General features: G+C 62.2%; 22 protein-coding genes, 1 tRNA gene and 1 pseudogene. 12 read left to right on the top strand and 12 right to left on the bottom strand.

Features of this window, described 5'->3' with window-relative positions; all coding sequences use genetic code 11:
* Nucleotides 1–233: 233 nt before the first annotated feature.
* Together B0G69_RS20560 and B0G69_RS20555 are read right to left on the bottom strand one after the other, a co-directional pair.
* A complete protein-coding gene (locus tag B0G69_RS20560; protein ID WP_199731306.1) occupies nucleotides 234–1,190 on the bottom strand; it encodes a nitronate monooxygenase in 957 nt (318 codons plus the stop codon).
* A 290-nt stretch (nucleotides 1,191–1,480) separates the two neighbouring features.
* A pseudogene (locus B0G69_RS20555) lies at nucleotides 1,481–2,078 on the bottom strand (SDR family NAD(P)-dependent oxidoreductase).
* Between B0G69_RS20555 and B0G69_RS40690 the strand changes: the two are divergent.
* The 6 genes from B0G69_RS40690 (at nucleotide 2,065) to B0G69_RS20535 (ending at nucleotide 9,785) form a co-directional block, all read left to right on the top strand.
* A complete protein-coding gene (locus tag B0G69_RS40690; RefSeq protein ID WP_147440745.1) occupies nucleotides 2,065–2,349 on the top strand; it encodes a hypothetical protein in 285 nt (94 codons plus the stop codon). The pseudogene B0G69_RS20555 and the gene B0G69_RS40690 sit on opposite strands and share 14 nt — an antisense overlap.
* Nucleotides 2,321–3,044, top strand: a protein-coding gene (locus tag B0G69_RS20550) for an IS6 family transposase (RefSeq protein WP_121323792.1) whose coding sequence is annotated in 2 segments (ribosomal slippage) — nucleotides 2,321–2,845 and nucleotides 2,847–3,044 — 723 coding nt in all. Because the reading frame shifts where the segments join, the coding sequence is not laid out codon by codon here. The genes B0G69_RS40690 and B0G69_RS20550 overlap by 29 nt, the downstream gene beginning before the upstream one ends.
* A 780-nt stretch (nucleotides 3,045–3,824) precedes the next feature.
* Entirely contained in the window at nucleotides 3,825–4,109 is a 285-nt protein-coding gene (locus tag B0G69_RS41955; RefSeq protein ID WP_241991412.1) for a hypothetical protein, read from the top strand.
* Nucleotides 4,081–4,935, top strand: coding sequence for a hypothetical protein (locus tag B0G69_RS20545; protein ID WP_241991411.1), 855 nt, complete (start codon nucleotides 4,081–4,083; stop codon nucleotides 4,933–4,935). Before B0G69_RS41955 ends, B0G69_RS20545 begins: the two co-directional genes overlap by 29 nt.
* A 201-nt stretch (nucleotides 4,936–5,136) precedes the next feature.
* Nucleotides 5,137–8,691 (top strand): carboxylic acid reductase, encoded by a 3,555-nt coding sequence (gene car / locus B0G69_RS20540; RefSeq protein ID WP_199731304.1) that lies wholly within the window; start codon nucleotides 5,137–5,139, stop codon nucleotides 8,689–8,691.
* Nucleotides 8,692–8,729: 38 nt separating this feature from the next.
* On the top strand, nucleotides 8,730–9,785 hold the full coding sequence (locus B0G69_RS20535) for an NAD(P)-dependent alcohol dehydrogenase (RefSeq protein WP_121320518.1): 1,056 nt from the start codon (nucleotides 8,730–8,732) through the stop codon (nucleotides 9,783–9,785).
* Nucleotides 9,786–10,267: 482 nt separating this feature from the next.
* Here B0G69_RS20535 and B0G69_RS41950 read toward each other — a convergent pair whose 3' ends face one another.
* The 8 genes from B0G69_RS41950 to fdnG all read right to left on the bottom strand — a co-directional run bounded on the left by B0G69_RS41950 (nucleotide 10,268) and on the right by fdnG (nucleotide 19,773).
* On the bottom strand, nucleotides 10,268–10,453 hold the full coding sequence (locus B0G69_RS41950) for an enoyl-CoA hydratase-related protein (protein WP_241991410.1): 186 nt from the start codon (nucleotides 10,451–10,453) through the stop codon (nucleotides 10,268–10,270).
* Nucleotides 10,454–10,521: 68 nt separating this feature from the next.
* Nucleotides 10,522–10,617 (bottom strand) — tRNA-Sec (locus B0G69_RS41055).
* A gap of 20 nt (nucleotides 10,618–10,637) precedes the next feature.
* Nucleotides 10,638–12,557 (bottom strand): selenocysteine-specific translation elongation factor, encoded by a 1,920-nt coding sequence (selB, locus tag B0G69_RS20525; RefSeq protein ID WP_121320516.1) that lies wholly within the window; start codon nucleotides 12,555–12,557, stop codon nucleotides 10,638–10,640.
* A complete protein-coding gene (selA, locus tag B0G69_RS20520; protein WP_121320514.1) occupies nucleotides 12,554–13,996 on the bottom strand; it encodes an L-seryl-tRNA(Sec) selenium transferase in 1,443 nt (480 codons plus the stop codon). The genes selB and selA overlap by 4 nt, the downstream gene beginning before the upstream one ends.
* A 34-nt stretch (nucleotides 13,997–14,030) precedes the next feature.
* Nucleotides 14,031–15,032, bottom strand: a complete 1,002-nt coding sequence (fdhE, locus tag B0G69_RS20515; RefSeq protein ID WP_121320512.1) for a formate dehydrogenase accessory protein FdhE — start codon at nucleotides 15,030–15,032, stop codon at nucleotides 14,031–14,033.
* 87 nt (nucleotides 15,033–15,119) lie between these two features.
* Nucleotides 15,120–15,776, bottom strand: coding sequence for a formate dehydrogenase subunit gamma (locus tag B0G69_RS20510; protein ID WP_121320510.1), 657 nt, complete (start codon nucleotides 15,774–15,776; stop codon nucleotides 15,120–15,122).
* Nucleotides 15,763–16,695 (bottom strand): formate dehydrogenase subunit beta, encoded by a 933-nt coding sequence (gene fdxH / locus B0G69_RS20505; protein WP_121320508.1) that lies wholly within the window; start codon nucleotides 16,693–16,695, stop codon nucleotides 15,763–15,765. Before fdxH ends, B0G69_RS20510 begins: the two co-directional genes overlap by 14 nt.
* A gap of 9 nt (nucleotides 16,696–16,704) precedes the next feature.
* Entirely contained in the window at nucleotides 16,705–19,773 is a 3,069-nt protein-coding gene (fdnG, locus tag B0G69_RS20500; RefSeq protein ID WP_147440744.1) for a formate dehydrogenase-N subunit alpha, read from the bottom strand.
* Between the two features lie 191 nt (nucleotides 19,774–19,964).
* On the opposite strand from fdnG, the gene B0G69_RS20490 reads away from it, so the two are divergent.
* The 5 genes from B0G69_RS20490 (at nucleotide 19,965) to B0G69_RS42775 (ending at nucleotide 24,122) form a co-directional block, all read left to right on the top strand.
* Nucleotides 19,965–20,321, top strand: coding sequence for a beta-xylosidase (locus tag B0G69_RS20490; protein ID WP_241991409.1), 357 nt, complete (start codon nucleotides 19,965–19,967; stop codon nucleotides 20,319–20,321).
* 226 nt (nucleotides 20,322–20,547) lie between these two features.
* Entirely contained in the window at nucleotides 20,548–21,612 is a 1,065-nt protein-coding gene (gene selD / locus B0G69_RS20485) for a selenide, water dikinase SelD (RefSeq protein ID WP_121320502.1), read from the top strand.
* 187 nt (nucleotides 21,613–21,799) lie between these two features.
* Entirely contained in the window at nucleotides 21,800–22,870 is a 1,071-nt protein-coding gene (mnmH, locus tag B0G69_RS20480; RefSeq protein ID WP_121320500.1) for a tRNA 2-selenouridine(34) synthase MnmH, read from the top strand.
* Between the two features lie 24 nt (nucleotides 22,871–22,894).
* Nucleotides 22,895–23,950, top strand: a complete 1,056-nt coding sequence (locus B0G69_RS20475; protein WP_121320498.1) for a permease — start codon at nucleotides 22,895–22,897, stop codon at nucleotides 23,948–23,950.
* 37 nt (nucleotides 23,951–23,987) lie between these two features.
* Nucleotides 23,988–24,122 (top strand): hypothetical protein, encoded by a 135-nt coding sequence (locus B0G69_RS42775; RefSeq protein WP_277873552.1) that lies wholly within the window; start codon nucleotides 23,988–23,990, stop codon nucleotides 24,120–24,122.
* 93 nt (nucleotides 24,123–24,215) lie between these two features.
* Here the strand turns inward: B0G69_RS42775 and B0G69_RS20470 are convergent, their stop codons facing one another.
* Nucleotides 24,216–24,884: a hypothetical protein gene (locus B0G69_RS20470; protein WP_121320496.1), complete on the bottom strand. Its 669-nt coding sequence runs from the start codon at nucleotides 24,882–24,884 to the stop codon at nucleotides 24,216–24,218.
* Nucleotides 24,885–25,085 (bottom strand): hypothetical protein, encoded by a 201-nt coding sequence (locus B0G69_RS20465; RefSeq protein WP_121320494.1) that lies wholly within the window; start codon nucleotides 25,083–25,085, stop codon nucleotides 24,885–24,887.
* Nucleotides 25,086–25,204: 119 nt separating this feature from the next.
* On the opposite strand from B0G69_RS20465, the gene B0G69_RS20460 reads away from it, so the two are divergent.
* Entirely contained in the window at nucleotides 25,205–26,143 is a 939-nt protein-coding gene (locus tag B0G69_RS20460; RefSeq protein WP_347232496.1) for a LysR family transcriptional regulator, read from the top strand.
* Nucleotides 26,144–26,146: the final 3 nt, after the last annotated feature.

The following is a 26,146-nucleotide window of genomic DNA, read 5'->3' as shown; positions in this document are numbered from 1 at the left end:
GCAGAACAACGATGTGAACAAGAGCGCGATTGACACGGACCGCAACTTGACGGCCCACGCCTGTACGCTCGACAGGCGCCGTTTCCTGTAACGCGGGCCAATTCGGCCACGCTAAGTTACCAGAAAAAGCCAACACCGAAAGCAACGCCGAAAACCCTCGAATCGACTCGCATTCAAAGTAACCGAACGGGATAGGCGCAAGGGATCTGAAGATCAGTCGCTGATCATTGCGTTCAGGCGTGCGCGAATGACGGACTGCGCCTCGGCCACCATCCGATCGACAACTCCGCGACGCTGGGCAAGTCGTGAATCAGTCCGACGGCGAGCCCGACAGGGAATGCCCCACCGTCAGTGTCACCGCGTTGCGACGCGTCAAGCCAGCGCTCTGCGCCGATCATTGGAAGCAGGCTCGCATAGTCGCTGCCGCCAGCTTTCTCAAGAGTCAGCACGTCTTCCACGAGGCGGTTGTTCAGCACGCGCGACGAGTCGTGCACGCTACGTCCAATGACCCGGGTGTCCTTCTCTGTCGCAGCAAGCATGCGTGCCTTCACGGCGGGATGCAGCGGCGATTCCCGTGTCAGCAGGAACCGGGTGCCAATTACCGCACCGTCTGCCCTAAGTCCCCGCACAGCGGCGAGCCCGCGTCCGTCGGCGACGCCACCTGAAGAAAGAATCGGCAACGTCAGTTGGTCCGCCGCGGCCGGAATTAGCACCAATCCCGGGATGTCGACCTCGCCAGGATGGCCTCCGCACTCAAAGCCGTGGATACTGACCGCATCGGCGCCGAGTTCCTGAGCCTTCAAGGCGAAGCGAATCGACGACGGACACTTGTGGGTCGCCTTGATCCCCGCTTTACCGAACAGCTCGATATACTTCGCCGGGTTGCTGCCTGCCGTTTCCACAACAGGCACGCCCATCTCGACGATGACGCGGCAAAAACCCTCGTAGTCCCGCTTGATATTGGGAAGAACGGTGAGGTTGACGCCGAACACCCCTTGGGTCAGCGTGCGGGTCCGCGTGATTTCCCTGCGCAAGCTCTCAGGCTCGATGTGGGTATGAGCAGAAAGAAAGCCTAGACATCCGGCATTCGCCACTGCAGCCATCAGTTCGGCAAGGGCAATACCGCGCATGCCACCCTGGACGACAGGATGACGTACTTGAAAGAGTTCGGTAATACGGGTCTTGAGCATGGAGGTTGATGCGCAATTGGCGGGATCGGCGGGAGCGTCTAAACGGGATCAGTCGAAGCGCGTTTCCGAAGCAGTCACGGCCCACGCGTCCAGTTCCTGAGACATCCGCTCTGTCTTCTTGCGCAGAAAATCGACCGAATTGGCTCCAAGAGGCAAACGCAACGGTGGGTTAGGGGAATCGAGCGCCCCAAGGATGACCTCAGCGCCTTTTCCCGGGTCGTTGCCCTAGACCCCATCCATCCTGTCTAGCCCGCTACGGACAGCGCCTGCGGTCGGCGCGTCGTCCTCGATCACCCGTGCGGAACGGACGATCGCTGTGGCGGACGACCAGTTCGTACGAAACGCGCCAGGTCCACGATCATCACCTTGATACCCAGATGTCCGCATTCAGCCGCGAGCGATTCGGAAAAGCCCTCAACGGCAAACTTCGAAGCGCTGTACATCGACATACCGGGAATGCCCTGATAGCCGGCGACAGACGAGATGTTCACGAAATGACCGCCTTTGCGCGCGCATAAACGGAAGAGCTGCCTGGGTGACGCCGACCAGACCAAAGAAATTGGTTTCCATCTGCGCGCGGCTTTCGGCGTCGCTGAGTTCCTCCGCAGCGCCACACAGACCATAGCCGGCGCAGTGGACCACGATGTCCACACCTCCCGCGCGCTCGACCGCTTGGGTCACGGACTCGTGCAACGTGTTCTCGTCGGCGACGTCGAGCTGGCAGGCAACGGCACGCCCTTGCGCGAGCGCCTCGAATTCGACCATCTGCGCTGCTTGACGCAACGTTCCGATCACCACGTCACCGCGCGACAGCGCCGCTTTGGCGATAGCGCGTCCCAACCCCGATGAGACGCCGGTAATAAACCATGTGCGCTTGCTTTCAGACATGTGTGCTTCTCCCTTTATGCGTGTCGCAATCTCGGCTTTCGCTGCCGAACCCAAGTCAATTTTCAGGAGCTTCGTCGCTGATCCATTTCATGAAGCGGTGCAAGGGGATGCCGGCATCGTGCGGCATGCCGCCGAACCCAACCCCGCCGCTCACTTCCCCGAGCGTGACGATCCGTTGCGCGGTTCTGTCGCGCTAATGCGCTGGGATAAAATTCAGCGAACGAAAATTGCAGATGCTGAAGATGACCAGGAAGACAAAGACACCGCGTGAGACGTTGCCGCCTGGGATCGCCAAGGTGCTGAAGCGACTGCACTACCCACTGGAGGTGATTTTGCTGTGCGTGCGGTGGTACGTGGCGTACTCGCTGAGCCTGCGCAATCTGGAAGAGATGATGGCGGAACGCGGTTTCGAGGTGGACCATTCGACGGTACACAGCTGGGTGATCAAACTCGTGCCGCTGTTCGAAAAAGCGTTTCGCCAACATAAGCGGCCGGTCGGCAGGAGCTGGAGGATGGACGAAACGTACGTCAAGATGCGCGGCCAGTGGAAGTACTTGTATCGTGCGGTGGATAAGGCCGGAAAGACCGTCGATTTCCTGCTGCGAGCCCATCGTGACAAGGCTGCCGCGCGTCGCTATTTCGAGAAATCCCTCGATCAGAACGGCGAACCGGAGACCATCACCGTAGACAAAAGCGGTGCCAATCTGGCCGCACTGCAAGCCATCAACGCCGAACGGAAAACGCCCATGAAGGTGCGCCAGGTCAAGGTTTCTGAACAACGTTGTCGAACAGGACCATCGCGCGATCAAACGTATCGTCAAACCCATGATGGGTTTCAAGGATTTTCGTTGCGCCCGCATCATCCTGTCCGGCATCGAAGTAATGCATATGATCCAGAAAGGGCAGATGAAAGACACTCAAATTCAGCGGACTGCCGCCGAGCAATTCTATTCGCTGCTGACGTAAGCAGTCCTAGTTATAACGGGAATTGCTCGTCCTACCTTCCTTATCGCGACAGAACCGGCGGATTGCCCTACGCAAAACAGTTCGGCTCACACCGTGCGTGTACATCAGATCCTGCTCCGAGCCGAGAGGCAGTCCCACAGGCCACCCCTGATCGACAACGCGCTTAAGCGTAGAGGTAAAGAGCGTCTCAGCGCGAGTCGCTCGTGTCGGGGTGGAGTTAAGGCCTTGGCCCGCGGTGTCAGCGCGGACAGCATCGACAGCCAGTGCTGACGTGACGCGCCGGCCGGCTACCCGACTTCGCGATACCTTTCGCGCCGCTCCGCCGCGAACTGGCTAAACAGGCTGACGTCGGCCGCAGGCACGACGAGGGACAATGTCACCATTCCCTCAGCCTTTTTGCGGGCGCGGTAATCGGCAACGCGTTCAGCAGGAGTCTTTGGCAGATCCCGGCGCAACGCAAGTGTGACTGGAAACGAGGCGCGGCAGCGGCGTCAATCGGGACTGGATCAACTCGCGCTTCCGAGCCGCGACATGATGAACGGGCCTGGTGCATCCCGTCGAACAGAGACTTAATATCCGAACGATGTTCAGTATACCGCATTCAAGACGTTACATGTAACGAAGCTCTCGGTATGGCAAAACGGGGCCGCGATGCGCACGGGAAGGATGCCTGCAAATCAATGCATTAGCGCCGGTTGGCGGTTCTGATTTCGCCGGGAGGGCGCTTCCTGGCAATGCAGCGGATTGTCCGATTTCCATGGGGACAAGGAGAGACCTATAGTGGATCGCTCCAACATTTCCTTCATTGTGAAGAGTACCTCGACCATGAGCGACACGAAACTCAATCTCCCGCGCCGCGGTGACTTCGGCTGGCAACCACTCGTCAGCACTTTCGAACCCACCGTCGAGGACATGTTGTCAGATAGAGCTTACTTCGGGATGCCTCCTGAAGCGCTCTACCTCTGGGGAACATTTCGTGATGAGGACGGTGAGATCTACTGTCCGATGCGCCGGATTCCCGCAGGTCTGTCCACAGATGCCAAAGATACGCGCCGTCGCTTTTGACCTTTGCACGACGCTCGGCCACGACGACGGCATGCATATGCACCCGGTGGGCAAGGAGTCCGTTCCTTACGATGGCTTCTCCAGAACCCTGGAAGGTGACCGAATCCACTGGCGAAGCCACCCGCAAGCACCAGGCAACCGCTTTCACGTGACCTGGACGCCCGAGGAATGCAGTTGGTACGAAGAGAACGGCATGGACATCAAGGGCAAGCTCGTCAAGCCCGGCATGCATTGGTATCTGCCTGGCCGTGACGCCGGCATGTACTACGTGGCGAATATCTTCGAGATGGAGGGCACGATTCTCGGCAAGAAAGTGCGCGGCATGATTGGCTTCGACCCGATCTATATGTACGAGGGAGGGGAGATTTACAAGTCGAAGGACGCACTCGTGCAAGAGAAGCTCGAACTCGTCTGGTACACGTGGGCTACGCGCTACAAGGACGGGAGCATTGATTTCGGGCACTTCACGCTGGGCAACGATATGTTCGGTTTCGCCATTCTCGGCAACGAGAATGGCGAAGTACGCTTCACGTACGACGTGACCGGCGAGATAGATTTCGGTGCCAACGGCTATTGGCAGGAAGGCATCAAGTACTCGGCCTTTGGCGAACAGTGGGAGTTTATGCCCGATCCGAAGGGGCGCCTTGTCGGTCTCGGGACGCTAAAAAATCCACAGGTGGACGGCCGCTGGCGCCGCGTCGGCGACAACCGGGAGCCCGACGTCTGGTTCGCGTGGGGTGAGGCGGCGCCTGAACACGGCAGCCGCCCCGTGAATCGTCTGGCGGGGATGGGCACACGCGTCGGAGTGGATTTTCGAAAGTACTAAAAATGCCGGACAACATTGCCTTCATTTGACTGGCGCGGCGAGAAGGTGCGGGATCAACGGAGTAGCGAACCGATTCGGCTGGGCAGGCGCATAGTCGACATGGTCCCCCAACGAAAGGGAAAGCCGCAGCCGTCCCGGCACCTCGTTCGCAGAGGTACCGGACGTTGCCTTATCAAAGTCCCTGGAAAGCGAGGAGTAAGCGTGGAAGCGATTGAAACGAAACAGAGTGCTGCGGCCAAGGCGGCCGGCGCTGGCTCAACTGATCACGTGGCAATCCGGGTCGCGGACTTAGCCGCCCGAGAACAGCAGTTTCGCGACGCGATGCCGTTAGCGGCCGTCAGCGAGGCGAAACTTCGTCCGGGTCTGGGGCTGGCGCAAGTCGTGGCAATTTGCATGCAAGCCTATGCAGACCGGCCAGCGCTGGCCCAGCGCGCGACCAGGCTCGTGACCGATCCGGCTTGCGGACGCGCCTCGCGCCAGCTCGAGCCAAGATTCGAAACGGTGACGTATCGGGAACTGTGGTCGCGAGTCTGCTCGCTCGCCAACACGTGGTACCACGACGAGGTGCGGCCGTTGCGTGCCAATGATCTCGTGTGCATCATCGCGTTCGCAGGCACTGACTTCACGACCGTCGACCTCGCGGCGATCCACAACGGCGCGATCGTGGTTCCGTTGCAGACCAACGCTCCACTACAGCAACTGCGCGACATCATCGAGGAGGTGGAACCGCGTTGGCTGGCGACGAGCTCCGAAAGCCTGGAGACTGCGGTCGAACTCGTGCTGGATGGGCATCGGCCTGCGGGACTGCTGCTGTTCGACTATCACCCCGAGGTAGACGACGAACGGGAACGTTGCGAGCGCGCACAAACGAAGCTCGCAGCAGCAGGTCTGCCGGACCTGCTGCTGACCCTGCAGACCGCCATTTCGCGTGGGAGCCAACTCACGCCTGCGCCGCTGTTTTCCGAGCCGGCAACGGAAAAGCGGATGTGCACGATTTACTACACGTCCGGCAGCACCGGGGCTCCCAAGGGAGCCATGTACCCGGAACTAATGGTGATGCCGAGTTGGCGCATGGTCTCGCCGATCCCGTTGTTGTACATGCACTACATGCCCATGAATCACTCGTTTGGGCGCAGCGGCGTATTTTCGACGCTCGGCTCCGGGGGGACGTGCCACTTCACCGCAAGGGCCGATCTTTCGTCGCTGTTCGAAGACATCCGCCTCGCTCGCCCCACCTTTATGGGGATCGTTCCGCGTATTTGCGAAATGGTTTATCAGCAATACCACGTGGAACTTGAGCGCCGCGGCCCGGGGGCGGCGCATATCGATGCGCTAAAGCAGGAGTTGATGCTCGACGTGCGCAACAGGGTGCTCGGCGGCCGTTTTCTGAGCGGTAACTTCGGTTCGGCTCCCCTTGCCCCCGAATTGCGCCAGTTCATCGAAGCCTGTCTCGGCTTTAAGCTGGATGACCATTACGGAGCGACGGAAATTTCGGGTGCGGTGCGCAATACCCGTGTCCTGCGCCCCCCTGTTATCGACTATAAACTCGATGACGTTCCCGAACTGGGGTATTTCAGAACAGACAGGCCTTTCCCGCGTGGCGAGCTGCTTATCAAAACCCAGAGCATCATGCTCGGCTACTTCAAGCGGCCGGAGGTGACCGCGGCGGTGTTCGATGCGGATGGTTACTACAGGACCGGCGATATCATGGCCGAGACCGGCCCCGACCAACTGGTCTACGTTGATCGCCGTAACAACGTGCTCAAGCTCGCCCAAGGCGAATTCGTGGCGATATCCCGATTGGAGGCACTCTATACCAACGGCCACGTGGCGATTCGGCAGGTTTATCTCTACGGCACCAGCGAGCGCTCTTACCTGGTCGGTGTGTTTGTGCCGAACGACGAGGCGTTGAGGGAGATGGGCATCGCGGGCGACGAGACGGCGATCAAGGGGGCGATTCGGGAAGCGATCAAGGAAGTCGCCCGGGCCGAGCAGCTCGCCGGCTACGAGGTGCCGCGGGACTTCATTGCCGAGCGTGAGCCGTTCAGTGTGGAAAACGGTCTGCTAGCCGGTATCGGCAAATATCAGCGTCCTAAATTCAAGGAGCGCTACGGCCCGCGCCTTGAGAGCCTTTACGACGAAATTGCTGTAAGCCAGGCCAATGAGCTCGATGTGTTGCGCCGCGAAGGCCGCGATGCCCCGGTGGCGCGGGTGGTCGCTCGCGCGGTGGGTGCGACACTTGGCATCGATATCGCGGATCTGTCCGGGAGCCTTACCTTCGCGGAGCTGGGCGGCGACTCGCTATCAGCGCTATCGTGTTCCATTCTCCTCGAGGAAGTTTATGGAATTGAAGTACCGGTAGGCATTATAAACAACCCAGCCGGTGGCTTGATGCAGGTGTCGCGCTACATCGAACGGGCCAAGGACGCGGATTCTCAACGACCGACCTTCGCTTCGATCCACGGGCGCGGTGCCACGGAGATTCGTGCAGGCAATCTCACGATCGACAGATTTCTCGATGTCGAGACCCTCGAGCATGCCGGTTATCTGGCGCCAGCCCGGAGCGAGATACAGACCGTGCTGGTTACAGGCGCGAACGGTTATCTTGGCCGCTTTCTCTGTCTCGAATGGCTGGAACGAATGGCTGCCGTTGGCGGGAGGGTCATTTGCATTGCGCGTGGCCGGGATGCTGCTGCGGCCCGGGAGCGCATCGCCGAGGCCTTCGACAGCGGAGATGCCGATCTCAAGCGCCAGTTCGAGGACCTTTCCGGTAAGCATCTCGAGGTTCTGGCGGGCGATCTTGGTGAGCGCGATCTCGGATTGAGTTCGGACGACTGGCAAAGACTCTCGGAGACGGTGGACCTGATCATTCACCCGGCGGCCCTCGTGAACCACGTCTTGCCGTATTCGCAGCTCTTCGGCCCCAATGTGGTCGGCACTGCGGAATTGATACGTCTTGCGCTGACCCGACGTCTCAAGCCGATCAACTATATCTCGACGATTGCTGCGGCGGGAATTCCAGGCGGAGGCTTGATCGATGAGGACGCGGACGTGCGCGTGGCCACCCCGGTCCGCCCTCTCGACGGCGATCGCTACGCAGACGGCTATGCCAACAGCAAATGGGCAGGTGAGGTCCTGTTACGCGATGCCCATGACCGCTTCGGACTACCCGTCGCAGTGTTCCGCTCCGACATGATCCTGGCACATAGCAGGTTCAAGGGACAGGTCAATATCCCGGACATGTTCACGCGCTGGCTGTTCAGCGTCGCCAGTACTGGCCTGGCACCGCGCTCCTTCTACTCGGCCGGCGATCAGTTGCCGCACTACGACGGGTTGCCGGTGGACTTCACCGCGAAGGCCATTGCTGCCCTCGGCGTCAACGCCTTGAGCGGCTACAGAACGTATCACGTTACGAATCCGCATGACGACGGCGTCTCGATGGATACGTTCATCGACTGGGCGATAGCGGGCGGCTGCCGGATCCAGCGTATCGACGACTACGCCGACTGGTTTGTCCGTTTTGAGACGGTACTGCGCGCCTTGCCTGAGAAGGCGCGCCAACTGTCTTCATTGCCTCTGATTCATCAATTTAGCCAACCGATGCCTCGTGTCGCGGGGACGACCTTGTCGTCGTCCCGCTTCCAGGACGACGTACGCAAGTACGCCGTCTGCGTCGATGGGCCGATTCCGCACCTATCGGCCGATTTCATTAGCAAGTACCTGGCGGACCTGCGTCATCTTCAACTGATGAACTGACACACTCGCCGTGCCTATATCCCACGAACGGAGCTACCATGTCAGGTGTAGTTAATGGGTACGCGGCGACAGCCCCCGACGCCGAACTCGCGCCTTTCCAGTTTTCCCGGCGTCATCCGCGCGCCGACGACGTAGTGATCGACATCCTGTACTGTGGCGTGTGTCACTCGGACCTGCATCAGGCACGCAATGACTGGGGCAACACACGCTACCCGGTTGTGCCGGGCCACGAAATCATCGGCCGGGTCATCAGTGTGGGCGGCTCGGTGACTCGTTTCAGAGCAGAGGATGTGGTCGGCGTTGGTTGCCTCGTTGATTCCTGTGGCGATTGCGGGCCTTGCTGCGAAGGTGAAGAGCAGTATTGCCTAAAAAAGCCGACTCCGACCTACAACGGCGTTGACCGTCGCGATGGGCTGCCCACCTATGGTGGCTATTCCGAGCGCATCGTCGTATCCGAGAAGTTCGTTCTGCGCATTCCCGACGGGCTGGACGCCAGGAGGGCGGCTCCCTTGCTCTGCGCCGGCATCACGAGTTATTCGCCGTTGCGGCACTGGAACGTGGGGGCCGGTCATAGGGTGGCGGTAGTCGGTCTCGGTGGCTTGGGCCACATGGGCCTGAAATTTGCCAAGGCGATGGGTGCCGAAGTCACTCTAATTACGCGCAACGCGGGCAAGGAGCAGGAGGCGCGACGCCTTGGCGCGGAGCACGTGCTGGTATCCAGTGACCCCGGCCAGATTGCCGCTGCTGCGGGGTGCTTTGATCTCATTCTGGATACGATACCCAGTCCGCACGACCTCAATCCCTACGTTGCCATGCTGCGCCTGAACGGCACGCTGGCATTGGTCGGGTTGATTGGCCCGGTCGAGCCACCCGTCCACACCGGCCTGCTGATCATGGGACGTCGATCGATTGCGGGATCGGCCATCGGCGGGGTTGCGGAAATTCAGGAAATGCTGGACTTCTGCGCCGCACACGGTATTAATTGTGACGTTGAGATGATCGAGCTGCACGATATCAATCGCGCATACCAGCGGCTGCTCAAGAGTGACGTGCGCTATCGCTTCGTAATCGACATTTCGTCGCAGAAGCGGTAGGGATGCCTGTGCCGGGCGGCGGCGAGACGGGCTACGCGGTCGAGCCGAGCGATAGGGACGTGCGGCTGTGCAGCAAGCAGTCGAGTCGCCGTCATGTGGCAAACGAAACGACCTGACAGGCCGAACCACGCGCAGTGAGACGCAGAGTGGCGTCGACGTTGTCGTTTGCCCGAGTCTGCGCGGATTACTTCACCTGCTTGCGGAACTCGAGTTTGCGCTTTTCTCGGAACGCGATTCCACGTTCTGCGATTCGTCCCTGTCGTCGTAGGGGTGCCAAAGCCTGCATCGCAAAGGCACCGATTGCCACGATGTTTTCAGATCGACATTGCAAGAGCGCTTCCGAGCGCAATTTGCAATCGGGCTCATCCGCAGAATCTCGTGGCACAGTTCTTCTTCCTTTCGGCCTCGATCTGATCCGGCGGTACGACGGCAGTGGTCAGCCCCCCTTCCAGTAGCTGCCTCGCGCGATATTTTCGGCACATTTACCAGATGCTCCGGGCGCGCTGTTTGTTGACGATCAGCGCGAGCCATGCCGTGAGAACTGCCGAGCCGAGGCGTCTCACCTTCGCGCCGAGCTGGCCGAAGATGGCCGTCTCCGAGGTGATGGCAACGTCACAGATCGTGACGAGAACGTTTCCGCCGCCAATCGCATATGTAGAGGTAACCATAAAACTTCCGCCTGGAAGTTTTATGGTTACCTCTACAATCAAGGGTGTGTTCGGCGCACTCAAACAATTGGCGGAAGGCAGCCGGAGTCGAACCGACCTGAGAACGTCTGACGCCCTCAACTGGGTTTGAAGCCCAGCCGCACCACCGGATACGAATGCCTTCCTTCGGTGATTGAACTACGCGTTACTCGATCAGCAGATCGAGCCAACGACTATCCGTGCGCATCATGTGCAGGCCACGGTGGAAGCGAGTATACCCAACCCGGTCGAAGAATTCCAAAAGCTGGATCGCGCGCTTGCGTCCCAATCCGGTGGCATCACGAAAAGGCGCGGCCCCTACCGTGCCCGCGTTTTTCTGTGCTTCGGTCGCCGCGATGGCAGCCAGTTCGCGAATCATCTCCGGGTGATAAAAGAGGTCATGCACGACCTGAAAAAGCTCGCCCTGGCGCGCGAGTTTGCGCATTAATTGACGCACACGTTCCTCGGGCACACCATGCGCGCTCGCCAGATCACGCACCCACGGCGGATCGAAGCGCCCTGCCTTGACCGCCGGCAGCAGCGCTGCCGCGAGCGCCCGATCGGCGTCGTCGAGCGTCACGGTGTGGTGAGGCAAATGCAGCCATGGCCCGCGCTTGACCACCACACCGCGCGCCGCCGCTTCGTCGACCAGCGCGCGCCACAGCGCATCATCCACCAAAGGCGCAGCGATTCTCCGCAAGCGCGACACGTCCGGGCCCAGTTCGTCCGGCGAGCGCTCGTGATATTGCGTCAGCGTCGATATCAGCCGGTTGTCCAACGCCTGCCATGAAGCATTGGCGACCAGCAACGCATCGTGGCCAGGCAATTCGACCACGCGAGTGCCGGACGGCAACGCGAGCGCAACCGCCGGCATGCCCGTCAGCCTTTCCAGCAACGCGCGCGACAAACCGTGCGGCGCCCTCGCGAACATCGCGTCGAGCGTGTCGGTGTCGAGCATCGTCTGGATCGCATCGAGCCACGCGAGCCGCTCGGCCGAGCGCCGTTTGCGCGACGGCGCGAATGCATCGAGCACATGCCCACCGCCCACGGTTCGATCGGCCTGCGCATTGCGCACGACGAATCGGTCACCCGCCACTGCGCACACCGGCCGCTCGAACACGAGTTGCGCACGAGCGCGCTGACCGGCGCCGAGTGTTTCGCCTTCGAGCAATGCGACATGCGCAACCTGATGCTGTGTGCCCAGATGCACATGCAGCGGCGCCCAATGCTCGAGCGTGAGCGGCGCATCGGCGAGCAGCGTCAGCATCACGTCGAGCCGCTCCGACGCTTGCGACAGACGCGAATCGACGATCCAGTCGCCGCGATCGATCGCACTCTTTTCGATGCCCGCCAGATTCAACGCACAGCGCTCGCCGGCACGCCCGGTCTCGGCCGGCCGATTCTGCGCATGAATGCTGCGCACCCGCACCGCCTGACTCTTCGGCGCCAGCAGCATCGTCTCGCCGACCGTCACGCTGCCGGCGAGCACGGTCCCGGTGACGATGGTGCCTTGCCCCGCGAGTGTGAAGACCCGATCGACGGCAAGCCGGAACAGGCCGTCGGCGCGCTTCATATGCCACGCCTCGGCGGCCGCGTGCAGATGCGCTTTCAACGCGGCCACGCCGGCATCGTCAGCGCGCGTCGCGCAGGTCTCGAACACGGGCGCATCCTTCAGCACGCCGCTGCTCACAAACGCGGCGAGCTCATCGCGCACTTCCCGCAGCCGCTGCGCATCCACGCGATCCACCTTGGTCAACGCAATCGCGCCGCGCTGAATGCCGAGCAGTTCCACGATCGCCAAATGCTCGCGCGTTTGCGGCATCACACCGTCGTCGGCGGCAATCACGAGGAGCGCGAAATCGATGCCGCTCGCGCCCGCGGTCATCGTATGCACGAGCTTTTCGTGGCCCGGCACGTCGATCAGGCCGAGCACGTCGCCGTTCTCGAGCGGCACGTACGCGTAACCCAGTTCGATCGAAATGCCGCGCGCTTTCTCTTCCTTCAGCCGGTCCGTATCGACGCCCGACAACGCCTTTACCAGGCTCGTCTTGCCGTGGTCGATGTGCCCCGCCGTGCCGACGATCATGCCTTCACGCCCTTCAGGTGTTCGGTCAACTGCGCCATCAGTTGCGCTTCATCGGCGGCTTCGAGGCAGCGCAGATCGAGGCGCAGCGCATCGTCCGCGATCCGGCCGATCACCGGCCGCGCCATCTCGCGCAGCAGCTTTTCCACCGCGAGCAGATGACGTCCGCCGCGTTTGCCGTTGGCCATCCTGACGGCGAGGCCGTAGCTCGGCAGCACATCGACCGGCAACGCGCCGCTGCCGATCTGGCTGAACATCGGCTCCGCGAGCACCGCATAGCGTTCGCCGAGCGCGCGCTGCAAAGCCGGCTGCACGCGCTCGGCGGCGAGCCGGATGTCGTCGGCGCCACGCGTGAGCAGGCGCAGCGTGGTCAGCCGCTCCAGCAGTTTTTCGGGCGTGCGATACAACTGCAGCACCGGCTCCAGCGCCGCGAGCGTCAGCTTGCCGACACGCAGCGCACGCTTGAGCGGATGCTTCTTGATCTTCGCGATCAGATCGCGCCGCCCCACGATCAAGCCCGCTTGCGGGCCGCCAAGCAGCTTGTCGCCGCTGAACGTGACGAGGTCCGCGCCGGCTTCGACGGTTTCGCGCACGGTCGGCTCGCGCGGCAAGCCCCATTGGCTCAGATCGACCAGCGTGCCGCTGCCGAGGTCCACGGCGACCGCGAGGCCGCGCTCATGCGCAAGCGGCGCGATTTCGTCGAGCCCGGCTTCCTTGGTGAAGCCGGTGATCGCATAGTTGCTCGCGTGGACCTTCATCAGCAGCGCGGTTTGCGGACCGATGGCTTCGGCGTAGTCCTTCAGATGCGTGCGATTGGTCGTGCCGACCTCACGCAGTCTGGCGCCCGCGCGGCTCATGATGTCAGGAATGCGAAACGCGCCGCCGATCTCCACCAGCTCACCGCGCGACACGACCACTTCTTTCTTCGACGCCAGCGCAGACAGCGTCAGCAGCACCGCGGCGGCGTTGTTGTTGACCACGGTGGCCGCTTCGGCGCCGGTCAGTTCGCAGATGAGTTCGTCAACGAGGTCGTCTCGATCGCCGCGCTTGCCGGTGGCGAGATCGAACTCGAGGTTGGCGGGCTGAGTGAGCGCCTTTATCACGGCCTGCACCGCCTCGTCGGGCAGTAGCGCGCGGCCGAGGTTGGTGTGCAGCACCGTGCCGGTCAGATTGAACACGCTGCGCAAGCGCGACGCGTTGCGCTTGCGCAGCGCGACTTCGACCGCGGCGTGCAGCCGGGCGATGTCGAGCGCGCTGACGGATGCATCGCCCGCCTGCGCGCTGGCGCGCCACGCGTCGAGCGCGGCGCGCACCGCGCCCAGCACCTGCGTACGACCATAGTCGCCGATCAGCGCCGCGAATTCCGCCGACGCCATGACCTTCTCCACCGACGGCACGCGCGCCATCAGCGCGCGCAATTCCGAGCCGCTCACATCGCTCACGAAGCCATCCCTTTGAAGTGGTATCCGGCCGATTCTAGTCGGACCCGGACTCGCCGGCGGGCTCATCCGCGTCGCCAGCCTGCTCTGGCCACAGCCACGGATGCGGCGACGCGCGCCGGTAACCCTCCGCCCCCATCAGCAGATCCAGCGTGAGGCTGGCGAGATCGTCCGCGAACGGCTCGAAATCGTAGTCCTTCGACTGAATGCCGATCTTCCGGTAAGTATGGCATTCGTCGCACGACTCCGCCTTCAATACGGCGTTTTTCGATTCGGCTTCCCGCGTCGCTTCGACAGCGTCCGGCGAGCCGACCACGTGATAGGCGATGCCCTTGGTCGAATCGCAGTTCGAGCATTTCGAGCGCACCATGTGCCACTCGGTCGAACACAAACCGCATTGCAGGTAACGGTAATTGTCGTACACGCCGCCCACCCGCACGATGCTCGCCACCGGATGCGAGCCGCACACGGGGCACAGCCCGAGCGTTTCGATGTACGGCACTTCGCGCTTGTCGATGTCGGCGGCGAGATCGGTCCAGACTACCTGCAGCGCGGCCATGATGAACGGCGCGCTGGCCGGATCGACTTCGTCGAAGCGCTGCGCGAAGATCGCGTCGGCCTGAGCGTCGAGCGTGGCGGTGTCGAGCGTGCGCAAGCGCGCGATCAATTCCACGAGCGGCGGCGTGAGCGGACCAGCGGCTTCGAGCTTGTCGAGCAACTGGCTCAGCACCGCGCGCCACGCGGGATCGCGGACGCCGGAGAGCGCGGGGATCAGCGGCATCGAATGCTGCTGCGCACTCGCGATCAACTCGGGGCTCGGCGGCTGCGCCTTGAAGCCCGCGATCACCGCCTGCTGCGCGTCGGCCAGCACGGCCATCAGGCGCAGGTAACCGGCGATCGGATTGTCGAGACCCGCAAGCTGGCGCAGGCGCGCGGCGCGCGGCGCAAACACCGCGAGGCGTTCCGGCATGCGGACGCGGGGAATCGCCGTGTGATCGAGCGCCTCGATGTCGCCCGCTTCAAGAATGCGTTGAACCACTATATCGACCTCTAAAAACTGAAGAGCCGCCGCGCTTCGTCGAACAAAGGCGGCGGCTCGGTGTGCAGGACGCTGAAACGCGCGGCCTTATTTGCCGATGATTTCCTTGAACCAGTTCGGATGATGCTTTCTCGCCCAGCCGTAAGTCACGGTGCCGCGCGTCATCGCGCCGATCGAGCCCTTCACCCACAACGCCGCATAAATATGCACGACGATGCCGACGATCAGCACGAACGCGGTAGCCGCATGCACCAGCGCCGCGAGCCGGATGACCCCGATCGGGAAATAGAACGAGAAGTAGCGCCGCCAGATCACGATACCGCTCGCGAGCAACAGCACGAGGCAAACCACCATCGTGAAGAACAGCAGCTTCTGACCGGCGTTGTACTTGCCGATCGCGGGGAGCTTTTCCTCGCGATTGTTGAGCACGTCGTCGATCTGCCTCATCCACTGGATGTCGGCCTGGTCGAGATAGTTGTGATGCCAGAAGCGCAACGCAAGAATCAGGAACGACACGAACATCACGCAGCCGACGAATGGATGCAGAATCCGCGTCCATTGCCCGCCGCCGAAGACCGCATAGAGCCACGCCATCGCCGGATGAAACATGGCGAGGCCGGAAAGCGCCAGCAACACGAACGTGATCGCGGTGATCCAGTGATTCGTGCGCTCGTTCGGCGTATAGCGCACGATCAGGCTATTGCCCTTCACGTCCTTCAGCCCGGTATGCTCAGGGTGCTTCATTGGATGCCTCCCTCGAACGGCGTGCTTCGTCGGCTTCGCGTTGTGCTACGGCTTCGTCTTCCGCCGTCACCTCGTTCGGACCGACACGCGTGTAATGGAAGAAGCCGGCCATGGCCGCGAACGCAATACCCGCCAGCGCCAGCGGCTTCGCCAGACCCTTCCACAGCGAGACCATCACGCTGATCTTCGGATTCTCCGGCAGACCGTGATACAGACCCGGCCGGTCAGCATGGTGCAGCACATACATCACGTGCGTGCCGCCCACTCCGGCGGGATCGTACAGACCGGCGTTCTGGAAACCCCGCTCCTTCAGATCCACGATCCGGTCCGCGGCCTGCTGGTGCATGTCCTCCTTGGTGCCGAACATGATCGCACCGGTCGGACAGGTCTTCACGCACGCCGGCTCCTGGCCGACCGCCACGCGATCCGAACACAGCGTGCACTTGTACGCGCGGTGGTCCTTCTTCGAAATACGCGGCACGTTGAACGGGCAACCGGTTATGCAATAGCCGCAGCCAATACAGTTTTCCTCGTGGAAATCCACGATGCCGTTCGTGTACTGCACGATCGCGCCAGGCGCCGGACAGGCCTTCAGACAGCCCGGATCGTCGCAGTGCATGCAGCCGTCCTTGCGGATCAGCCACTCCAGATCGCCTTGCTGATTCTCGTACTCGGAGAACCGCATGACGGTCCACGAATGCTCGGTCAGATCGGCCGGGTTGTCGTAGACGCCGACGTTCACGCCGACTTCGTCGCGCAGATCATTCCATTCCATGCAGGCGGTCTGGCACGCCTTGCAGCCAATGCACTTCGACACGTCGATGAGCTTGGCGACGGTGCCCGTGGCCGGCTCACGCACTTGCGGCGTGGGCACGGTCGTGGCCGACACGCGTCTGATATCCAGTGATTGCAGTGCCATCTCTTTTCCTTATGCCTTTTCGACCTTGACGAGGAACGACTTGAATTCCGGTGTTTGCGAATTCCCATCGCCCACCGAGGGCGTCAGCGTATTGACGAGATAACCCGGATGCGTGAGGCCCTTGAAGCCCCAGTGCAACGGCAATCCGACGGTCTGGACTTTCTTGCCTTCGATCATCAGCGTTTTGATCCGCTTGGTGACGAGCGCGACCGCAATCACGTGGCCGCGATTGGACGACACCTTGATGCGATCGCCTGCCACCACGCCGACTTCCTTCGCCAGATCCTCGCCGATCTCCACGAACTGCTGCGGCTGAACAATCGCATTCAGGTGCGCGTGCTTGGTCCAGTAGTGGAAATGCTCGGTCAGACGATAGGTGGTCGCCGTATGAGGGAAGTTTTCGTGGGTGCCGAATGCCGCCCGATCGTTCGGGAACACGCGCGCCGCCGGATTGCTGACGACCGCCTTGTTCTCCGGATGCAGCGGGTTGTAGCCGAGCGGCGTTTCGAACGGCTCGTAGTGCTCCGGGAACGGCCCTTCGACCAGACCGTCACGCGAGAAGAAGCGCGCGACACCCTCCGGATTCATGATGAACGGATTCATGCCGTTTTCAGGCGGCTCGTCGGCCTTGAAGTCCGGAATGTCCGCCCCCGACCACGTCTTGCCGTTCCACGCAATCAGCTTGCGCGTCGGATCGAACGGCTTGCCGCTCACGTCGCACGACGCACGGTTGTACAGAATCCGCCGGTTCGCGGGCCACGCCCACGCCCAGTTCAGCGTATTGCCGATGCCGGTCGGGTCGGAGTTGTCGCGGCGGCCCATCTGGTTGCCCGCCTGAGTCCACGATCCGCAGAAGATCCAGCAACCGCTCGCGGTACTGCCGTCGTCGCGCAACTGCGCGAAGCTCGCCAGTTGCTCGCCCTTCTTTGCGAGCACCTTGGTTTTGTCGGTCGGGTCGGTGACGTCGGCGAGCGCGCGGCCGTTGTACTCCATCGCGATCTCTTCGGGCGTCGGGTTTTCCGGATTGGCATATGGCCAGTTCATGTTGACAATCGGATCGGGATACTTGCCGCCGTCCTTTCGATAAGCGTCGCGGATGCGCAGCCACAGCCCCGACATGATCTCGAGGTCGCTCTTCGATTCGCCCGGGCCGTTCGAGCCCTGCCAGTGCCACTGCAGCACACGGCTCGAACTCACCAGCGAGCCGCGCTCTTCCGCGAAACAGGTGGTCGGCAGACGGAATACCTCTGTCTGGATCGACGCCGTATCGACATCGTTGAACTCGCCGAAGTTCTTCCAGAACTCGGAAGTCTCGGTGGCGAGCGGGTCCATGATGACGAGCCACTTCAGCTTGGCCAGACTCGCGCCGATCTTCGCCTTGTTCGGCGCAGCGGCGAGCGGGTTGAAGCCCTGCGCGATGTAGCCGGTCATCTTGCCTTGACTCATCAGCTCGAAGACCTGCAGCATGTCGTACGACTTGTCGAGCTTGGGCAGATAGTCGAAGCCGAAGTTGTTCTCGGCCGTCGCGTTATCGCCCCACCAGGACTTCATGAAGCTCACATGAAACGCGCGATAGTTGCGCCAGTAGCTCAACTGGTTCGGCCGCAGCGGCTGCGTGGCGCGCTTCGTGATGTATGCGTCGAAGTCCTGCTCCGCTTCCATCGGCAACGTCATGTAGCCGGGCAGCAGGTTCGACATCAGGCCGAGGTCGGTCAAGCCCTGAATGTTAGAGTGACCGCGCAGCGCATTCATGCCGCCGCCCGCAATGCCGATGTTGCCGAGCAGCAGCTGCACCATCGCGCCGGTTCGGATGATCTGCGAGCCGACCGAGTGATGCGTCCAGCCGAGCGCATACAGGATCGTGCCGGCGCGTCCGGGGACCGCCGTCGATGCCAGCATTTCGCACACGTGCAGGAACTTCTCCTTCGGCGTGCCGCAGATTTTCTCGACCTGCTCGGGCGTATAGCGCGAGTAGTGCTGCTTCATCAGCTGATAGACGCAGCGCGGGTCCTGCAGCGTCGGATCGACCTTGGCGAAGCCATCGTCGCCGCGCTCGTAGTCCCACGAACTCTTGTCGTAGCTGCGCTTCTCGGCGTTGTAGCCCGAATACAGACCGTCGGTAAACGAGAAATCCTCACGAACGATGAACGGCATGTCCGTGTAGTTCTTCACGTACTCGTGCTGGATCTTGTCGTTGGTGAGCAGATAGTTGATCACGCCGCCCAGGAATACGATGTCCGTGCCGGTCCGGAGCTGCGCGTAATAGTCCGCCACCGACGCCGTGCGCGTAAAGCGCGGGTCGACCACGATCAATTTTGCCTTGCGATGCGCCTTGGCTTCCGTCACCCACTTGAAACCGCACGGGTGCGCCTCGGCCGCATTGCCGCCCATCACGAGAATCACATCCGCGTTCTTGATGTCGACCCAATGGTTCGTCATCGCTCCACGGCCAAACGTCGGGGCAAGACCTGCCACCGTCGGGCCGTGTCAGACACGTGCTTGATTGTCGAATCCGAGCATGCCAAGACTACGGATAGTCTTGTGTGTCAAATAACCTACTTCATTGCTACCGGCGGAGGCGGCCAGCATGCCGGTGGTCAGCCAGCGGTTGACCTTCTTGCCGTCTTCGGTCGTCTCGACGAAGTTGGCGTCGCGATCTTCCTTCATCAGCTTCGCGATGCGGTCGAGCGCGTCTTCCCACGAAATACGCTGCCATTCCTTGGCGCCGGCCGCGCGGTACTCGGGATACTTCAGACGGCTTTCGCTATGAATGAAGTCGATCAGGCTCGCGCCCTTCGGACACAGCGTGCCGCGATTGACCGGATGATCGGGATCGCCTTCGATGTGGATGATGCTGGACTTCGCATTCTTGGCGTTGTCGCCCAGTCCGTACATCAGGATGCCGCAGCCTACCGAGCAGTACGGGCAGGTGTTGCGGGTTTCGGTTGTGCGCGACAATTTGTACTGGCGGACTTCCGCGAGCGCGGGTGCCGGCGAGAAGCCCATTAGGGCAAGACTCGATCCGGCTAGCGTGGTGGCAGAAACTTTCAGGAATTGTCGCCGGGACATCTGGGTCATTGAATGGCCTCGGCTCTATCGGGATACTGAAACGATTATAGGGCGCGATATGAAGTCGTGCAGCCAGACTTGCACGCTTGAGCACCAAGGCAAATATGCACTTTCACAGCCGGTTTTAATAAACCGCGGGCATCGTTCGTGCTGCATAGATTGCGCTACACCAACTTTCAACTTCGGTAAAAGGCGCTCCTATGACTCGCCGCTCTCTGCTCCATGTCCGCCCAGACAATTTTCACACTCCCGCGCGAGTATTCGCCTCGGCGCGGGTCGCGTCGCTCGTGCTGGGCGCCGTGATGCTCGTCGCGAGTCCGTACGGCAGCGCGCAAATTCCGCAGGGCGGTGGCTCTCAGCAGCAGGAAAATCGCACGTCTGCGATGGGGACGACGCCCGATCCGGCAGCCTCGATGGTCCACGAGTCGCACAAACCGCAAGCGAAGGACGCCGGGTCGGCCCCCTCGCGCGGCAAAACGGGGCAAGATCAGAAAGCCCACGGTGCGGGGGGTTTTGACAACGGCTTGTACGGCACCGGCGCAGGCAGCAACAAATGACAATTGACGCGGCTCCGTTTGTCGCACTTTTTTGTGGAACAAATTTTTGCCCTACCCCGCGCTTTGAGGATCTGTTTATTGTGAGATAAGGCATTTCGCGATAGCGCGAAGCTCATGGCGCTCTGCGGCGCCTTCGCGCGCGAGCCGTGCGCGCGAGGCACGTCTGGGCAGCGCCGGCGAACAACCCGCATAATTGCGGTCATCCGCAGCCAGAGACTCGCGCCACATGACCGACACCCACGCCCAAACCAGCCCATCGCCCCGCCTCACCAGCCTGTCGCACGGTGGCGGCTGCGGCTGCAAAATTGCGCCCGGCCTACTCGCCGATCTGCTCAAGCGCAGCGCGCCCCTGCCGTTTTTCCCCGACCTGCTGGTCGGCAACGACACCGCCGACGACGCCGCCGTCTACAAGCTCAACGACGAGCAGGCGATCGTCGCCACCACCGACTTCTTCATGCCGATCGTCGACGACCCGTTCGACTTCGGCCGCATCGCCGCCACCAACGCGCTATCCGACGTCTACGCGATGGGCGGCAAGCCGCTCATGGCGTTGGCCATCGTCGGCATGCCGATCAACGTGCTGCCGCACGACGTGATCGCGGCCGTGCTGAAGGGTGGCGAGTCCGTCTGCGCCGAAGCCGGCATTCCGCTCGCGGGCGGCCATTCGATCGATTCGGTCGAGCCGATCTACGGCCTCGTCGCGATCGGCGTGGTCGATCCGAAGCGCGTCAAGCGCAATGCAGGCGCTCAGGCGGGCGACGTGCTGATTCTCGGCAAGCCGCTCGGCGTCGGCATCCTGTCGGCGGCGCTGAAGAAAGACCAGCTCGACGCTGTCGGCTACGCCGCGATGATCGGCGCGACGACCAAGCTCAATCGTCCGGGCGCGGAACTGGCGCGGCTGGACGGTGTGCATGCGCTCACGGACATCACCGGGTTCGGCCTGCTCGGGCACACGCTGGAACTGGCGCGCGGCTCGAATCTCACCGCCCGCGTGCGCTATGCGGATCTGCCCTGGCTGCCGGAGGTGGTCGGCCTCGCGCAAGCAGGTATCGTTACCGGCGCCTCGGGGCGCAACTGGGACGCCTACGGCAAAGACATCGTCCTGCCCGCCACGTTGCCGTCGACGGCCCGCGCACTGCTGACCGACCCGCAAACCTCGGGGGGCCTGCTGGTCTCGTGTGCACCGGAATCGGCCGACGAAGTGCTCGCGCTGTTCCATGCCGACGGTTTCGGCGACGCGCGCGTGATCGGCGAAATGGTGGATGGAGAAAGACGCGTCGAAGTCGTTTGAAACGTTTGAGGCGCTGTCTGGCGAGCTTGTTTGATGCCTGTGCTCCACGCACCGGCGCACGCCACAGGCCGGCACGAGAACCCGCGCGAACCGCCCCGCACGCCAACAGCTTTGCGCATACGCCGGCCCGTCCTGGCGGCGCATGCGATAATTTCATCCTTTCGCCGCCCCGTTTCGTCCGTACCCCTTGAAAAACCTTCTCGTCAGCCTCGACAAAGCAGGTGATTTCGATGAAATCATCGATGTACGCACGCCTCTCGAGTTTGCGGAAGACCATATTCCCGGCGCGCTCAACGCGCCTGTGCTGAGCAACGAAGAGCGGGTACTGGTCGGCACGACGTACAAGCAGGTGTCGGCGTTCGAAGGCACGCGCATCGGCGCGGCGCTGGTCGCACGCAACATCGCCCATCACCTGGAAACGACCTTCGCCGACCGGCCGCGCAACTGGCGGCCGCTGATCTATTGCTGGCGCGGCGGCAAGCGCTCGGGCTCGGTTACGACGCTCTTCAATATGATCGGCTGGCCCGCGCGCCAACTGGACGGCGGCTACAAGAGCTATCGGCGCTTCACGCTCGACACGCTCGAGACCCTGCCGAAAACCTTCTCCTACATCGCGCTGGTCGGCCCGACCGGCAGCGGCAAGACGCGCCTGCTCGCGGCGCTGAACCAGGCGGGCGCGCAGACGCTCGACCTCGAAGCGCTGGCCGCGCATCGCGGCTCGCTGCTCGGCGCATGGGCGGGCGTGCCGCAGCCGTCGCAAAAGCGTTTCGATACGCTGCTCGTGAGCGCGCTGCGGGAGTTCGATCCGGGGCGGCCGGTGTTCGTCGAAGCGGAAAGCCGGCGCATCGGTTCGGTCTCGTTGCCGCTCGCGCTGCTGGAAACGTTTCACCAAGGTGCGTGCGTCGAGGTGCTGTCGAGCCGCGAAGATCGCGCCGAGTTCCTGCTGCACGATTACGCCCATCTGTTCGACGACCCCGCGGCGCTGAAAGGGCAATTGCAACGGCTGATCGGTTTGCATAGCCGTGAACGGGTGACGGGCTGGCAGCAGCTCGTCGACGCCGATCAGCGCGCCGAACTCGCGCACGAACTGATCGAGCGGCATTACGATCCGGCGTACGCGCGCAGCAGCCATCAGCATTTCGTCCAGTTGCCGCACGCGTTGCCATTGACTTTTCGCCCCAACGACGCCGACGTCGTCGACCAGGCGAAAGCGTTATTGGCGCGGCTCGACAGCCGCGCGCTTGCCTCTGCGATCTGATCAAAAACCACGCTGAGACCACTCATGCAATCAACCCTTAGACAACCTCGTATCCCGCTCGGCTGGATCGTCTTCCTGCTGATCGCCGTCGTCGGCCTCTTCTACGTGAAGTGGTTCCCGTACTACAACCGCGCATTCGTCGCCGCGAGCCAGCACTCGATCGGCAAATCGATCCTGATGGGCACCTCGGCGAGTGCGCCGGACGCATCGTGGCAAGCCGCGATCGATTACGCCTTCGTGTACGGCAAGGCCATCTGGCAAGCGATGGTGCTCGGCCTGCTGCTCGGCTCGGCGGTGCAAGCGCTGATTCCGCCGCAATGGGTCGCGCGTGCGCTCGGCCGGACCGATTTCAGCAGTGTGGTGAAGGGCGGCCTGATGTCGTTGCCGGGCATGATGTGCACCTGCTGCGCGGCGCCGGTCGTTGCCGGTTTGCGTGCGCGCCAGGCGGCGCCGGGCGCGGCGATCGCTTTCTGGCTCGGCAACACCGCGCTGAATCCGGCCACGCTGATCTTCATGGGCTTCGTGCTCGGATGGCAGTGGATGGGCTTGCGGCTCGCGCTCGCCATCGTGATGGTGTTCGGCCTCGGCTATCTGGTGAACCGCATGGTCACGCCGAAAGAAGCCGAAGCGTCGCGTGAAGCTCTCTCGCAACTGATCACCGCCGACGACCCCGGCACCGCCTTCACGCGCTGGATAAAAATCCTCGCCAGCATGACGCTGCGCCTCGTGCCCGAATACATCGCGCTGGTGCTGATTCTCGGCGCGGCGCGCGCGTGGCTGTTTCCGCACATCGGCCCGCACATCGACAACAGCCTGCTGTGGATCGTCGCGTTGTCGATCGCCGGCACCTTGTTCGTGATACCGACTGCCGGCGAAGTGCCGATCATCCAGGCGATGCTCTCGTTCGGCATGGCCGCCGGTCCCGCCGGCGCATTGCTGTTGACGCTGCCGCTGATCAGCGTGCCGTCGATGGCCATGCTGGGCCGCTCGTTCCCGCGGCGCGTGCTGACCGTGGTCGCCGTGGCAGTGGTCGCATGCGGCGTGGTGAGCGGCTTGCTTGCGATTGCTTTGGGCTTCTGAATTTGTTGCCTCTTTTCCGTATCTCCATCTCCAGCGTATGAAACGAATCGCCGCATTCGCGCTGACAAGCTGGTCGGCTGCCGGCCTGCTGTATGTCGGACAGCACTCGGTGGCGCTGATCGCGATCAGCGGCGTCGTTGCGCTAGCCGGCTTCGATCTGCTGCGCCCCTGACGGCAAGCCGCGTTCCGGTCGACCTGAACGCGGCTTGCCGCGAGGCGGCTCGCCTCCTTTCCAGCGCAACCCTTTTCCTTTCGGCGCAGACGCTCAGCTCTGCGCCAGCATCGCTTCGCGCGCCGCATCCCGCGCGCCTTCCTGACGCATCCGCGTGATCAGCCCCAGTGCGCAGAACAGCGTAATCAACACGTGCAACACGCCGAGTGCGACCACCGAGAGAATCGAGCCGGTCGCGCCGAGCAGGTATTGCCCGAGAATCGGTGTCGTACCCGCGAACACCATGCCGCAGATTTGATAGGAAAGCGAAATACCCGTGTAACGCACCTGCACCGGAAACGACCTCGCCAGAATGCCGGCCATCGCCGCGTAGTACAGCGAGTGCGGAATCGACGCGAGCGCCATGCCGAGCATCGCGAGTTTCGCCGAGCCGGTTGCGATCAGCGAAAACATTACCGGCAGCGCGATGCTTTCCGGCGCCAGCATGTAAATCACCGCTTTTTTCAGGTCCATTTTCGTCGCCAGCAAGGCGCCGAACGGTTGCACGACGAGCTGCACGACGATCGCGCCGGTGATCACCGTGAGAAATTGCGTGCGGTCAAAACCGATGCTCGTCACGGCCCAAGACAATGCGAACGTCGTCTTGAAGTAGGTCGCCGACAAGCCGATCACGCCCGCGCGCACGCCCATCGCGACCAGCCCCTTATGATCGCGCAGCACTTCGGCGATCGGCAGCTTCGCGACCTTCTTGCGGTCCTTCAATTACTGCATCGCCGGCGATTCGTCGACGCTCATCCGGATGAACATCCCGACCACCACCAGCAGCGCGGAGAACAGGAACGGCACGCGCCAGCCCCACGCCATGAACTGGTGATCGGGCAGCATCGAGGTCAGCAGGAACGCCACGGTTGCGAGCAGATTGCCGGCGGGCGAGCCTTTGCTGTGCGAAGGCCGAAGAGCCACGCGCTAATACGCAACATAGCCCGCCAGAAGTTACCCGCTTATCGTTGATCGTCACTTTAGCTTCGTCTTGCAAACTGCTTAAGCTAGACTTGACGACGATCAGGTCTTCCGCCCTCACTATGCATCGGGTTGAGGTTCAACCATTCCTGCTTTCCATTGCAATGACAACGGTTATTCCCGATTTGCGCCTGCTCCGCGTGTTTATGAGCGTCGTCCAGCAACAAGGGTTCGCACGCGCGCAACAGGAGCTCAACATGTCGACGTCAGCGATCAGCACGTACATGAGTCAACTGGAAGCCCAGCTCGGCGTGGTGCTCTGCCATCGCGGACGCGGTGGCTTCAGCCTCACGCCCAAGGGCGCTGAGTTTCACGTCGAAGCGCAACGGCTGCTGGGCGAAGTCGATGGCTTCGAGCGCTTCGCCGCCGACCTGAAAGGCGACCTGCGCGGAAATCTCAAGATCGGCATGCTCGACGGCATCGTGACCGACACGAAGCTTCCGCTCGATGCGACCATCGCGACCTTCTCAGCGGCGCGCCCCGCAGTGCATCTTCATCTGCTGCTCGGCGGATCGAACGAGCTTCAGGTTCACGTGCTTAACAACCGGCTCGACGCCGCTATCAGCACCGTGCAGCTCAAGATGAACGGCCTGAAGTACAACCCAATCTATCGCGAGCGTCACAACCTGTACTGCGCGGACAAGCATCCGCTCTTCAATGTCCGCCGCGTGAGCGAGAGCGATCTGGAGAATCATCGCTTTGTGGGCCGCGCTTCGTGGACTCAGGCAATTCACATGCGACACGGCATGCGCGACACGCAAGCGACGGCGAACAGCGTCGAAGGCCAGTTGATCCTGATTCTGTCGGGCGCGTATATCGGCTTCCTGCCCGTGCATTTCGCGCAGCGATGGGTGGACGACGGCCGTTTGCGCGCGCTCGCGCCCGGCACGATGCGCTTCGATCTGTCGTTCGCATTCATCGAGCGTCAGAGCCGCTCCAACGAACCGCTGACGAAGGAGTTTCTCGAACTGCTTCGACAGCGGATCGGCTCAGAGGCTTGAACG

This window comes from Paraburkholderia sp. RAU2J (genome assembly GCF_003634845.1).
Classification (GTDB): Bacteria; Pseudomonadota; Gammaproteobacteria; order Burkholderiales; family Burkholderiaceae; genus Paraburkholderia; species Paraburkholderia fynbosensis.
Note: the sequence above shows the minus strand (reverse complement) of the source record. Positions and strands in the feature narration are given on the sequence as shown.